This is a genomic window from Paenibacillus sp. Y568 (assembly GCF_059445545.1).
The window spans coordinates 86358-99591 of sequence record NZ_JCAIUM010000010.1 but is presented as its reverse complement, the minus strand read 5'-3'; the positions used below and the strand labels follow the sequence as shown (position 1 = coordinate 99591).

Here is a 13234-nt window from a genome sequence, read left to right as displayed (position 1 = left end):
AGCACACGAAGTGATGATTAACCTTCACTCTAATTCATATCGATGATTCGTCCACCGGCAGCCTTAACAAGCCGATTCATAACAGCTTCACCTATTCCTTCTTCTGGGCATGCTTCTGACATCATATAATTTACACCTAGCTCATCAAATCGGCGTAACGCTGCATATAATCTATGCGCTGCATCAGCAGGTGTAGCCAACGATCCAAGTGAAACAACTAGGTTCGCAGGATCTGAACCATAGAACGGAATATGTTCATCAAAAGCTAATAACCCCGTCATTAATCCCGCCTTAGAGGCCTCGTCCAATTGTCTCCTAATATGAGACGCAACAGCTTGTGGTGAAAAACCGCGTACTACGCTTAGTTCACCTTGTGGAGCATAGTGAGTATACTTCACGCCTGGTGAACGCGGAGGTTCCGAAATAGAATCCAATGCATCAGTATGTGGTGATTTGACTAGATGCCCAGGTGTTAAAGCTGACTTCGCTTCACCGGCAGCTCCTCCCACACTAACAACGGTAGCTCCAGTTACTAAATTAAGCTGTTCTATAGTAATTCCACCAGGACGCAACACTTGAACATCCCCATTCGAGAATACACGCACAACCGTGGACTCAACCCCTACACCAGCCGATCCCCCATCAAGGAGTCCGTTAATTCTTCCGTCCAAATCTTCGCTCACATGCGATGCAAGTGTAGGACTAGGTCGTCCTGAGCGATTCGCACTAGGTGCGGCAATGGGACAATCTGCTGCTAATATTAACGCCAATGCAATAGGATGATCTGGCATGCGAATTCCCACGGTATCTAAACCTGCAGTAACACAATTCGAAAGTGCGCCAGGTCGAACAGGAAGAACAATCGTAAGCGGACCCGGCCAATATATATCCATTAGCATGTGCGCGACAGGCGGAATTTCTATCACAAGCTCATCTAATTGCGAACGATCCGCGATATGAACGATCAGAGGATTATCAGAAGGACGTCCCTTGGCAGCAAATACAGCTTCTACCGCTTCGGTACTTCGAGCATCTGCCCCCAGCCCATATACCGTTTCCGTTGGAAAAGCCACAATTCCACCTGCTCGTATAAGCGCTGCAGCTTCTTCCATTACTGGTACAGCAGCGATATCTTGCGGATTGATTTCTTTACCTTCCGCAATTAAATCCTGAACATTCCAATAGACTGTAGTCATTCCATGGTGTTCCACTTTGCTATCTATTCCCTTATCGAGACTATGCGTCATTTCTACATCCCAGGCTTTCTATATAATTTATCTTTATCATTGTTTATATTGAATTTATTATTCCTTACATAGCGAAAAAGCGCCCCTTCACCATAGTCGCACGTTCTACCATCGGCTAAAAGCACTTTTCAACTATACACTTTCATCTATGTTAGCACAAAACAACATGTAATTAAATTCATGACATTTAATAACTACTCAATCTTGTAATTAACCTTGAAGCTTCCCGAGGTGTCCTCGCCTATAACCTCGATTCTATATTCCCCATCTTCGTCCGCCTTTATTTCTTCTACCCCTGCCTCGTTCGTAGCGAACTCTTTAATTAATGTGTCGTCGGGATCATACAACTTAATAGATAGATCGCCTTTTTTTACTTTTGATTGATAGTCGATGAGTATCGTCTCTCCGCTCTGTGCCTTGATCTGCTTCACTTCATTTCCCGTAAACAATTTATAAGAAGCTTGCATATTACTTCCCATGTTGGACCCAACCCACAATATACTTCTATCACAAGCAGTTAACATTAATATAAACGTGACTACTAGCGCCAAGATTCCTATCCTTGTTCTTATTCTCATATTCTCACTCCCGATGGATTAATGATTTGACCGCAGTATGGGCAATATTCAAAATCTCTTCCAATACTCCTATTACAATTCGCACACATCTTTTGGTGTTGTTTTCTTACAATAAAATAGAGAAGTAGACCAATTAGGTTAGGGATGTACATAACAGCAGTCATCCAGAGCCAGACGTTCATTTTTTTCCTAGATGCATCCTTGTATATAACGATAGCTAGAATAATATACATGGAAGGTAGAAGCACCATTAGGATGCATACCATAACATACCAGACTAGATCATCACTCGTAACTTCGTTCATATATTGAAACATCATGTACCCCATTCCAGCAAAACACGCTAGAAACAAAGATGTAAGAGCCCAAAATAATATTTTTTCAAAAGAAATTCGCGAATTCATACTCATACTCATTCTCCTCAACTCACCTTCGGCTTATAGGGATATTCCATCCTGTAAATAGGAGTTGCGATGCACAACCCATATGGCAACAGTACCCTGAGTCAAACAGTACATCATGAATAGACCTAACTTATATATCAAAGGGAACGGTCCTATGAGCAAGCAGATGAATATCCCGATCAATATAATGGAACAAGATAAGGCTGTCATCATCATTAACAGTTTATACGTGTCCCTTTTCTTAATCTTAAGAACCGTATTCTGCACAAGGTACGATGGCGCAACCATATCCTGATTAAAATATTCTTTCAGTAACGTCTCATCCATCTCACGATGTCTCATAATACCCGTACCCCTCCTTCATTAATTCACCTAACATTTTCTTCCCCTGATTTAGCCGTGATTTCACGGTACCCATTGGAATTCCCATTAATTCCGCAATACCCTCATAATTATAGTCTTCGTAGTAATACAGAATCAGCGGCGTTAGGTATCGCTTGGGTAACTGACGAAGACAATGCTCCAATTGACCGTAACGCTCATCACTTAACAAACGATCCTCCACCGGTGGATTTGTATCCTTAACCTGTAACATGTGTGAGGTAACATAAGATACCTCGGTTGATAAAAGACTATATACCTTCCTCCACTTCCGATAACGATCACGATACAAGTTGATGGTTACTTTAAAAAGCCAAGTTTTAAACGGTTTATCCGAATCATATTTCTCTAATTTACGAATAATACGTAACCACACCTCCTGAAATAGATCCTCAGCATCTTGTGGGTTCAATGTGAGATGTCTACAAAATTTGTATAGATCATTTCTGTACACTTCAATTAAACAGGTTAGCGATTCTTGATGGCCGGAACGATATAACTCGACGAGCTGTTTATCACTAAGCATCTCTTTTCCGCCGCCTTTCATATAACATTACGAACAAAGCTACAAGATTGTTCGAAAATTCACAAGGCAAATGTTGATTGTTGTTACAACCATCATAACGGTCGATATTCAACAACAAAAAAATCATTGTTGAGTAATCACAATGATTTTAGCTAATATATGTAACTAAATGATTTAGAATAATCCTTTTACCCAGTCCATTATTCCAGAAATCAAATCCCACAGGAAGAATCGTACTTCAGGTGTCTCATTGGAATCCGTAGAAACCTGCTGAATTGTTGATTCCTTTGCATCATCTGTTCCGGCCGCTTCGACCGTTGTTACTGCCTGCTGAGCTACCGCATCACCACTACCTGCATCTATGAAACACAACGGTGGAAATAATACACACCACCAATTCTGACCATTCCCATTGCCAAGCGTAACACGAAGGGCTTCATAATCACCTGCAGGATATACCGTACCGCCATATAATTTCGTTGGAAAAGGGACTACCTTAAGCTCCACATGATAGGAATAGCTGATTCCTCGATTAGTTAACTCTCTTCCCACCAATTGATTTAATTCATCCATATGATTACGAATGGTTTCTCTAGCTTGATCCAGATTCTGAGGATCTTCTAATTCACTTACCCATCCATTCATTTCTGCTACAATGGCATCTCTAATCTCTCTTTTGACAAGTTGATCATCTATACTATCGGAATTCGCTAGAATACGTAATCGGATCGACTCCTCAGGAATAGGCCCACTCACAACAGATGCATCTGTACGCTGAGTATCCCAAGACATTACTAGCATGAATAATAAACTAAATATAATAGCTGCTTTCTTTACTATTACGCGTAACACGTCTGTTCTATCATCATTCCACTTCGTATTGTTCCATTTCATATGAATCACTCCTATAATATCGAATCATACTAGTAAGCATGTCCGTTATTAAGAGAGTCTAAACCTATCAATCTAGTAAAATATGAATTTATTAAATAGCCTCAGCACAAAAAAACCTCTTACCAACCATATAAAGGTTGATAAGAGGAGTCAATTATTTAAATTTATGCTTTCGGCTTGCTTGTATTGGCATAACCTGCAGGCTGAACTGCAAAATCTTCTTCAACATCCTGGCTATGAACTTTTACGCTCATAACGATCCCTATACTAGCCATATTAATAAGTAACGACGTTCCGCCGTAACTAATAAAGGGCAGTGTAATACCTGTTAAAGGCATAATTCCGATAAACGCACCGATGTTCTCAAAAATCTGATACAACATCATAGCAACCACACCCACAATCAGATAGGGGCCCGCGCGATCTCTACACTCTAAGGAGATTAGAATCATCCGATGGATCAATATAAAATAAAGTAAGAGTAATACCGAGGCACCAATAAACCCAAACTCCTCGGCAATCGCCACAAAGATGGAGTCAGAATACGTATAAGGTACACGTTCAGACTGGACTGAAGTTCCCTTCATAAACCCTTCTCCACTCATACCTCCAGAAGCTATAGCTAGCTTAGCGTTCTCGGTATGATAACTAGCTTTGGCGGTCGCCTTCTCAGGAATTAGCCAAGGGTCGAGTCTTTCGATCCAGTGATCTTTACCAATAGACTCTAGAGATGCTTTGATATTGTCATGGTAATGAATATACCCTTGGATTCCTCCAAAAAGCGATCCAATCATGATAGTCAGAGCAATCATGGCATGAGAAAATTTAACGTTCCCTATCCATAACAAACCAATCAAAATGATAACGTAACTGAACGAATTCCCAAGGTCATTCTGTGAAATAACTATTACAAAAGGAAGAATGGCGATCACACACACCGGAACAACGTCGCGCCAAAAGGATAACTGATTCTTATTCTTACGAACAAGAACATAGGTTAGAAAGAGAATTAGGCACAACTTAAATAGTTCCGCAGGTTGTAATTGTAGTCCTCCACCTAACTTCAACCACCCTTCTGCGCCGTTTGTGGATTCTCCTACAAAACTCACGACTCCTAGCAAAGCTATCCCAAATAAATAAATGTACAAGGCGTATTTCACCAATAGTCGATAGTCAATCAGAATTAATGCAAAGAAGGCTACAAAAGATACAACATAAAATTTCAACATCTTCATGTGATGTCCATCTAGGTATAATCCAGTGCTAACTCTCCCTTTGGTCACGCTGTATATAGTAAATATACTAATCACCATAAGAGCAACTAGGACTAGCACGATAACATAATCGACTTTTTTTAACTTTTGAAGCATGTGCCGCCCTCCAGTGCTGAGGCTTCCTGCCTCTTGTGCCCCATAGAACACTTAGCTCTATTGTATAGGAATTACCGTCCATAATTCAAATAAACTAATAGGAATAATCGATCCCCATAACATGGCGATCTATTCCCGCTAAATCAGGAACAACTATAACTTCATTCCAATGCCCTGCGCAACGCAACATTTCCGCTATGTCCTCTGCTTGACCCATGCCGAGTTCAAAAGCAATGATACGCGGCGGAGCTAGAAGCAGGTCGATCTGTTCAAGCATAATACGGTAAGGCAAGAGTCCATCCCGGCCACCATCTAGCGCTAATCGCGGCTCGAAGTCGCGCACCTCCGGTTGTAGACCGGCGATGTCTTCAGCCGGTATATACGGTGGGTTGGACACAAGAATGTCCAACTTCATTCCAGCAAACGGCGCCAGCAGATTGCCTTCGCGGAAGTTAACGGCGGCCTTATGGTAGGCCGCATTATGCTTAGCGACATGAAGCGCCTCCGGCGAAATGTCGCTAGCGTATACGCGGAGGCCGGGAGCCTCCACCGCCAGTGTCACGGCAATGGCGCCGCTGCCAGTGCCAATGTCGGCTACCGCGAGCGGCTGAACTGAGGCGGAGCAGCCGCCAGGCCATAGCCGCTCGACCTGCTGCAGGACGGCCTCGACCAGCAGCTCGGTCTCTGGCCGTGGGATTAACACGGCCGGATTTACCGTAAAGAGCAGGCCGTAAAACTCCTGCTCTCCTATGATGTACTGCGCGGGTTCACCCGCCGCTTTGCGGGTGACCGCGTCTTCCCAAGCAGCAATCCTTGCTGCAGGGAAGGGTTCTGGCAACGCCATATAATAGGCGGTGCTAGTTAAGCCCAGCACATGCTCCAACAGCAGCTGGGCATTCCTTTGCGGCTCCATTACGCCGCAAAGCATTAAAAAAGAGGAAGCCTCCGCAAAGGCTTCCCGTATACTTTGCTTTGGTGTCATGACAAAAGCGTCGTTATTCAAAGCGTTATTCCCCTTTATCCATCAAATCTGTTTGCTCAGCAATACTTAAAGCAGAAATAATATCTTCCATATCACCGTTCATAATCTGCTCCAACTTGTGTACAGTCAGACCGATACGATGATCGGTTACGCGGCTCTGTGGAAAGTTATACGTACGAATGCGTTCACTTCGATCGCCTGTACCCACTTTACTTTTACGTTCACCAGCGTATTTAGCTTCTTCCTCTAAACGCGTCATATCTGAGATACGCGTACGAAGAACTTTAAGCGCTGAATCTTTATTCTTGTTCTGTGATTTACCATCTTGGCAAGTTGCCACAATACCTGTAGGAATATGAGTTACTCGCACAGCAGATTTCGTCGTATTAACGGATTGTCCACCAGCACCACTAGAACAGAACGTATCTACACGAATATCCTTGTCATGAATTTCAATCTCGAATTCTTCCGCTTCTGGCATAACCGCTACGGTTGATGTCGACGTATGAATCCGGCCACCCGATTCAGTGGTTGGGATGCGTTGCACACGGTGTGCACCACTTTCATATTTCATTTTGCTATAGGCACCACGACCATTAATGGAGAAGATTACTTCTTTAAATCCACCAAGGTCATTGCTATTGATGTCCATGATTTCTACTTTCCATCCCTGTGCATCGGCATAACGAGTGTACATACGATAAAGATCAGCGGCAAATAAAGCTGCTTCATCTCCACCTGCTGCCCCACGGATTTCAACAATAACGTTCTTGTCATCGTTAGGATCCTTCGGTAATAGAAGTAAACGAATCTTACTATCTAACTCTTCCTGACGAGATGTAAGTTCATCGATCTCCATCTTTACCATCTCGCGCATCTCATCATCTAGCTTCTCCGCTTGCATCACTTTAGCGGCGTTTAGTTCCTGTATAACTGTTCTATATTCAGTAAAAGCCTCGAAAGCAGGCTGCAAATCTGATTGTTCTTTAGAATACTCCCGTAACTTCGTGTTATCACTCGCAACGTTAGGGTCACAGAGTAGTTCACTCAGTTTTTCATAGCGGTCCGCCAAGGATTGTAATCTGTCCAACATTGGGGGTCACCTCTCCTATTCAAGATCATACCAATTCGTCGTATTTCGACTCTTTATTATATCATATTGAGGAATAATTATATATATGGGATCTTATTTTTTCAATATTATCCATATCCTTATCCACTCGTAAGAGTCTCAATTGGCATCTCTTATCATGATATGTTCAATCATCTTAGTACCTACAGTATGCCAAGCTTCATTTAATCTACACATACATACACCTAATTCGTTCCTATTAGAAATAATATAGGGTCATTCTATTCTAGCATTGGAGAGGGAACAAAGATGAAATTCATGACGTGATGACCCTCTTCGGTAGCAGTAAACAGTCCAGCAACACTCCATTTATCAAGCATAAACGGCTTCGCCGTCCTTTAGCGGCGATGAAACGTTTAGCGTTGAAATATAATCCTATTTATAAGCAGAAATACTTATAAATTCTTATATTTTTAAAAAGGGAATTTCCTGATCCCTATGAATAAAAATCACATGAATAAGCCTGCCGCGTTGGCAAGCTTATTCATGTGTCATGGAATTGGTAGCTAAACGTTGAAACGGAAATGCATAACGTCTCCGTCTTTCACGATATATTCTTTACCTTCTAAGCGCACTTGTCCACGTTCCTTAGCAACACCCATCGTGCCAGCTGCTACTAGGTCATCGTAAGACACGACTTCAGCACGAATAAATCCACGTTCGAAATCTGTATGAATAACACCTGCCGCCTGTGGTGCTTTCATTCCTTTACGAATCGTCCATGCACGAACTTCTTGTACACCCGCTGTGAAGTATGTGTATAAACCTAGAAGACTATATGCTGCTTTGATCAGACGGTTAAGACCCGACTCTTCAAGCCCTAGTTCTTCTAAGAACATCGCTTTATCTTCGCCTTCAAGTTCAGCAATCTCTGCTTCTACCTTAGCGCTGATCGGTACAACTGCGGAATTCTCTGCTGCAGCGAAATCCTTCACTTGTTGTACAAAAGGATTGCTATCTGCACCCGCAACACCATCTTCACTCACGTTAGCTGCATATAATACAGGCTTAAGTGTAAGCAGATGAAGATCACGAACAATCGCCTTATCATCTTCACTTAGTTCCAAGCTACGTGCAGGCATATCGTTATAAAGAGCTTCCTTAACACGTTCAAGAACTTCCACTTCTATCGCGATTTTCTTGTCACCATTCTTTAAGTTCTTACGTGAACGGTCAATACGTTTCTCTACACTTTCAATATCCGCCAAAATAAGCTCCAGATTAATCGTCTGGATATCACTTACTGGATTCACTTTCCCATCCACATGTGTCACGTTCTCATCTTCAAAACATCTCACAACGTGAACAATGGCATCTACTTCACGGATGTGTGCTAGAAATTTGTTACCTAGACCTTCACCCTTACTCGCACCACGAACAATTCCGGCAATGTCTATAAATTCAAATGCGGTAGGAACTGTTTTATCAGGGATAACCAATTCAGTCAATTTATCTAAACGCTCATCTGGTACCTCAACAACCCCTACGTTCGGATCGATGGTACAGAAAGGATAGTTCGCAGCTTCTGCTCCTGCTTGTGTAATTGCGTTAAACAACGTGGACTTACCAACGTTCGGTAATCCGACAATACCTGCTTTTAAAGCCATTTATATGACAACTCCCATTTTAGGTAATAGATTTTACTATTATATATTAGAACATATAAGCCAGCAAGGACTATACCTAATTACCCAGAGATTAGAATTTATTTTTTCAACTTCATAACTAACGCCCTCCTCGCTTGAATCCGCAAATTCCGCAGTGGAGGGCGTCGCTATTCTGTTATGTGTTTGTGCCGTCTTTCTTGGGAACCAGACGCTCATCCGTCCGACCTTCTGAATGATCTTCTAGGGCGAACTCTGTTAGCTGCCATTCCGTTTTACCAAGCACGATATCAGAAGGGAACTCTTCTCCTTTTTGCAGATACAGCTCCCGTCCCTCTTCGTTCTCGTATACCCCTTCCACTTCGACTGTTTCTTTCGATATTGGAAGCATATCTTTGTTCTCGCTCATGTATGTATGCCTCCTGACGTCTTCATTCCTATAATAACTCGGCTCTATTATTCTCCACAGATGCGCATATTATCCCAGATACACCCATAACCTTCTCTTAAAAAAATTCTTCCTTACTTCGTTTCCAATTCGATTCGTAATACGTCTTATTACAACGTTATGGGGTGATGCACGCAAAAAAAACCACAAGGTATGTTTCACCTCATGGCTTCAGACGTCACCGTCTTATATTTTTTTGGACATACTTATATCCGTAATCTCATACCCCATCTTCTGATACAATCCGAACGCAGTCTTGTTATGACCGAATACATGGAGCGAGATTTTATTGATTTGAAGGCGTTTTGCTTCTTCTTCCAAGGCAGTCATCGTCTGTGTACCATAACCTTTTCCTTGGTATGTCTCATAGATCACAATATCATATATAAAAGCCGATCTCCCTAGGGGCCCATCGGAAATATGTATCCATAGATGTCCAACTTTGACCTCCAATAATGGATCGATAACAGCATATAAGTAAGAGTTCGGTGTATTCAACCCCTCAGGAAGAAACCGTTCAAATTCTTGACTAGATAACTTTTGTGCTTCACTTGGTGCCCAAGTTCCAGCTTTGACCTTATCTTCTGCATAATCGATGATACTTTGAGAATAAAATTCCCCGTAGTCCTGATCAGTCATACTTCTCAATATCGCCATTTGAAATAACCTGCCTAATCATAAATATTTTCTCGAATGATTCGAATGAACCCATTAGGCCATAGGATTTGTTTCCGTTTTCCGGTTCACCATAGCCCGTGCCGGTTGTACGATTATGACGCATATCTACTTCACTTGAACCAATCGACGCGTCGTTCGCAGCGCTTCTATATCCGCAGCACCAATGCCGAACATCGCTGTGCGCAGCTCCAGCTCTACCCTTGCGAGGGCGTCGTCCAAAGCCTCCTCGGATTGAACGGCCGGCCCGAGCAAGCTGCGGCCGAACCCTGCAAGATCGGCGCCGAGCGCCATTGCTTTAGCGGCGTCTACGCCGCTATTCAGCCCGCCGCTGCCGATCAGACCTCCGTGCGGGGATATCTCCCGCACCTCGGTAATGCACTCCGCGGTGGGGATCCCCCACCCAGCGAAGGCCTCCGCTGCCGCGCGACGAACCTCGTCGCGGCTGCGGAATTTCTCGACTTGGCTCCAAGAGGTGCCCCCGGCACCTGCCACGTCGATGAAGGAGACACCTGCGTCATATAACCTCGACGCGGTCTCTCCATCAATACCCCAGCCCACTTCCTTGATGCCTACAGGGACATCAAGTTCACGACATACGGATTCAATTCGCGATAACAATCCGCTGAAGTTCGTATTTCCTTCCGGTTGGAACACTTCCTGAATACCGTTCAGATGTAATACCAACATGCTCGCACCCGCGATCTCAACGGCACGTAAGCAATCCTCCGATGTGAAGCCATAATTAAGCTGAACGGCCCCCAGATTAGCAATGATGGGGATGTTCGGCGCCTTATCTCTAACATAGAAGGTTGATGCCAGTTCGTCCCTCTCCACTGCTGCACGAACAGAACCCACCCCAAGCGCCCAACCACGTCGCTCTGCGGCCTCTGCCAACCGTGAATTAATAGCCCCCGTTGCCTCACTTCCACCCGTCATGGAGCTGATCAACAAAGGTGTCCGTACGGGTATACCTAAGAAACGAGTCTCGATACGAATATCATCAAAATTCGTCTCAGGTAACGCACAATGCCGGAATCGATAACGTTCAAAGCCAGCCGTTATACCACTACCTCCTACTTCTTCTTCTAAACAAAGCCGTACATGTTCTATTTTACGTTCACCTGTTGGTACTCCAGGCATAAGTGACTCTCTCAACACGCCAGCGGTATCCGTCGTCTGTGCCGATAAGTCCCCTATCGCACCACGGAATTCCGTTTCTTTCATTTATAGTTCCTCCTCAAAGTTTTGTTCCAACTGCTCCGTAAGCATTTACTTAAATTTTTGGAACAAAACTGTCTTCGTAAGCATCCGCTTAAGTTTTGGAACAAAACTCGAATCACAAGCTATCTCCCAGTTTTGCACCAAAACGATAACGAATGGTCTCCTAGATGTACATGACTAAACGTGATCATTATTATACCATATGGCCCGTGATATACTCGCCTACCAATCTTCCAGACAAAGTTACCATGGACGTTCCCCCTCCAGGATGCGTTGTACCACCCACATACCACAACCCTTCGATATCCTTGCTACGATTGCTAGGACGCAAGAAAGTCTGTCCGACCGAATTCGATGAAATACCATAGATTGATCCTTTATAAGCTAGCGTGTCACTTGCTATATCCTCGGGTGTGTAATATTTAAGAACGTCTCCCTTGTCTATCCCCGTTAGACCATGCTGACTCAATATGGACAATACCTGATTCCCATATATTCGTTTTTCCTTACCCCAGTCTAAATTAGCACTTAAAGATGGAGCATTAGCAAGAATAAACAGGTTACTTCCACCTTCTGGAGCCATCCCTTGCTCTGAATAACCTGAATAACAGACATATATCGTCGGATGTGCTGGAGTTAATTTTCGTTCAAATATATTTCGAAACTCTGGTTCATATTTATCAGGGTAAAATACCGTATGATGCAATAACTTCGAATATTGTTGAGCTACACCAGCTAAAGTAACAAATCCAGAAAGAGAAGGCTCGTACTTTGCAATTTTATCATTACGCATAGAGGGTCGATCTTTCTCATGAATTAGCATGCGATTCACACTAAGTACATCTCCATTAGCCACAATCGTCGGGGCCTCATAGAATCCGTTATGGGTCTCCACACCAGTTGTCCTGCCATGAGTTACTCTTATTTGGATGACTTCCGTATTGGTCACGATCTTCACACCAAGTTCTCTAGCTAAACGGGCCATTCCCTCTACAAGTTGATAAGTTCCACCACGGACACCATATACACCATTCTTCGCCTCCACATGCCCTAACATTGCAAAAATCGATGGGGTTAGGTAGGGAGATGAACCGACATATGTCGCATACCTTCCAAACATAGCCAACGTATTGGGATGAGTGAAGTACCGCTTAAGCAAACTATGTAGTGTTGTAAATGGTCGTACTCGCATCAGACTCCGTAACATCACTGAACTCGCTTTATCCTTCCATGAAAGAAGAAGCTTGTTCATGAATTGATCCTCTGCATGCTGATATAATTCTCCTGCTTCTCTTATATATGATGCATACCTCAGAGCATCTGAAGGACAGTAAGTAGCTATCTGATCTTCCATCCTAGTGATATCACGAGATAAGTCGACCCTTGATCCATCTGCAAATACATTACGAATGCGAGGTTCTATTTCGTAGAATTCTACATAATCCTCCATCCGAACTCCTACCTGGTCAAATACATCACGAAACACATTTGGCATTGTAATGGTGGTAGGACCGCAATCGAACGTATATCCCTCTACTTGGAACTGTTGCAGTTTGCCACCAATGGTTGATTGGCGTTCTAATACCGTAACATCCCAGCCTTTCGCTGCCATTGTAATAGCACAAGAAAGACCACCGAACCCTGCCCCTATAATAACCACTTTCTGCTTCATCCAGACCATCTACCTTTCCATAGGTAACCTTTACCTGTCTCCAAAAACTCTCCATCCAGAACTAAAAAATAAACCACTTCCTGTTGGGATCTCCTAT

14 protein-coding genes are annotated in these 13234 nt (G+C 43.3%); all 14 read right to left on the bottom strand.

Going from position 1 to position 13234, the window contains the following annotated elements; genetic code table 11:
• Positions 1–29: 29 nt before the first annotated feature.
• The gene (locus AC1D7X_RS15415) at positions 30–1247 is read right to left on the bottom strand and encodes an L-threonylcarbamoyladenylate synthase (RefSeq protein ID WP_495475557.1); all 1218 of its coding nucleotides are present in this window, start codon (positions 1245–1247) and stop codon (positions 30–32) included.
• A gap of 194 nt (positions 1248–1441) precedes the next feature.
• On the bottom strand, positions 1442–1825 hold the full coding sequence (locus tag AC1D7X_RS15410; protein ID WP_495475556.1) for a hypothetical protein: 384 nt from the start codon (positions 1823–1825) through the stop codon (positions 1442–1444).
• Positions 1822–2235 (bottom strand): hypothetical protein, encoded by a 414-nt coding sequence (locus AC1D7X_RS15405; protein WP_495475555.1) that lies wholly within the window; start codon positions 2233–2235, stop codon positions 1822–1824. Before AC1D7X_RS15405 ends, AC1D7X_RS15410 begins: the two co-directional genes overlap by 4 nt.
• A 27-nt stretch (positions 2236–2262) precedes the next feature.
• A complete protein-coding gene (locus AC1D7X_RS15400) occupies positions 2263–2571 on the bottom strand; it encodes a hypothetical protein (RefSeq protein ID WP_495475554.1) in 309 nt (102 codons plus the stop codon).
• A complete protein-coding gene (locus AC1D7X_RS15395) occupies positions 2558–3136 on the bottom strand; it encodes an RNA polymerase sigma factor (protein WP_495475553.1) in 579 nt (192 codons plus the stop codon). Before AC1D7X_RS15395 ends, AC1D7X_RS15400 begins: the two co-directional genes overlap by 14 nt.
• A gap of 174 nt (positions 3137–3310) precedes the next feature.
• Positions 3311–4030 (bottom strand): stage II sporulation protein R, encoded by a 720-nt coding sequence (gene spoIIR, locus AC1D7X_RS15390; RefSeq protein ID WP_495475552.1) that lies wholly within the window; start codon positions 4028–4030, stop codon positions 3311–3313.
• 164 nt (positions 4031–4194) lie between these two features.
• The gene (locus AC1D7X_RS15385; RefSeq protein ID WP_495456755.1) at positions 4195–5400 is read right to left on the bottom strand and encodes an FtsW/RodA/SpoVE family cell cycle protein; all 1206 of its coding nucleotides are present in this window, start codon (positions 5398–5400) and stop codon (positions 4195–4197) included.
• 94 nt (positions 5401–5494) lie between these two features.
• Positions 5495–6382: a peptide chain release factor N(5)-glutamine methyltransferase gene (prmC, locus tag AC1D7X_RS15380; RefSeq protein ID WP_495475606.1), complete on the bottom strand. Its 888-nt coding sequence runs from the start codon at positions 6380–6382 to the stop codon at positions 5495–5497.
• A 25-nt stretch (positions 6383–6407) separates the two neighbouring features.
• Positions 6408–7475, bottom strand: a complete 1068-nt coding sequence (gene prfA / locus AC1D7X_RS15375) for a peptide chain release factor 1 (protein ID WP_495456756.1) — start codon at positions 7473–7475, stop codon at positions 6408–6410.
• Positions 7476–8020: 545 nt separating this feature from the next.
• Positions 8021–9121 (bottom strand): redox-regulated ATPase YchF, encoded by a 1101-nt coding sequence (gene ychF / locus AC1D7X_RS15370; RefSeq protein ID WP_495456757.1) that lies wholly within the window; start codon positions 9119–9121, stop codon positions 8021–8023.
• A 175-nt stretch (positions 9122–9296) separates the two neighbouring features.
• Positions 9297–9527, bottom strand: a complete 231-nt coding sequence (locus AC1D7X_RS15365; RefSeq protein ID WP_495456758.1) for a hypothetical protein — start codon at positions 9525–9527, stop codon at positions 9297–9299.
• A gap of 225 nt (positions 9528–9752) precedes the next feature.
• Positions 9753–10223, bottom strand: a complete 471-nt coding sequence (locus AC1D7X_RS15360; protein ID WP_495456759.1) for a GNAT family N-acetyltransferase — start codon at positions 10221–10223, stop codon at positions 9753–9755.
• Positions 10224–10349: 126 nt separating this feature from the next.
• Positions 10350–11384, bottom strand: a complete 1035-nt coding sequence (gene fni / locus AC1D7X_RS15355) for a type 2 isopentenyl-diphosphate Delta-isomerase (protein WP_495475605.1) — start codon at positions 11382–11384, stop codon at positions 10350–10352.
• Positions 11385–11658: 274 nt separating this feature from the next.
• A complete protein-coding gene (locus AC1D7X_RS15350) occupies positions 11659–13137 on the bottom strand; it encodes a phytoene desaturase family protein (protein WP_495456760.1) in 1479 nt (492 codons plus the stop codon).
• Positions 13138–13234 lie beyond the last annotated feature (97 nt).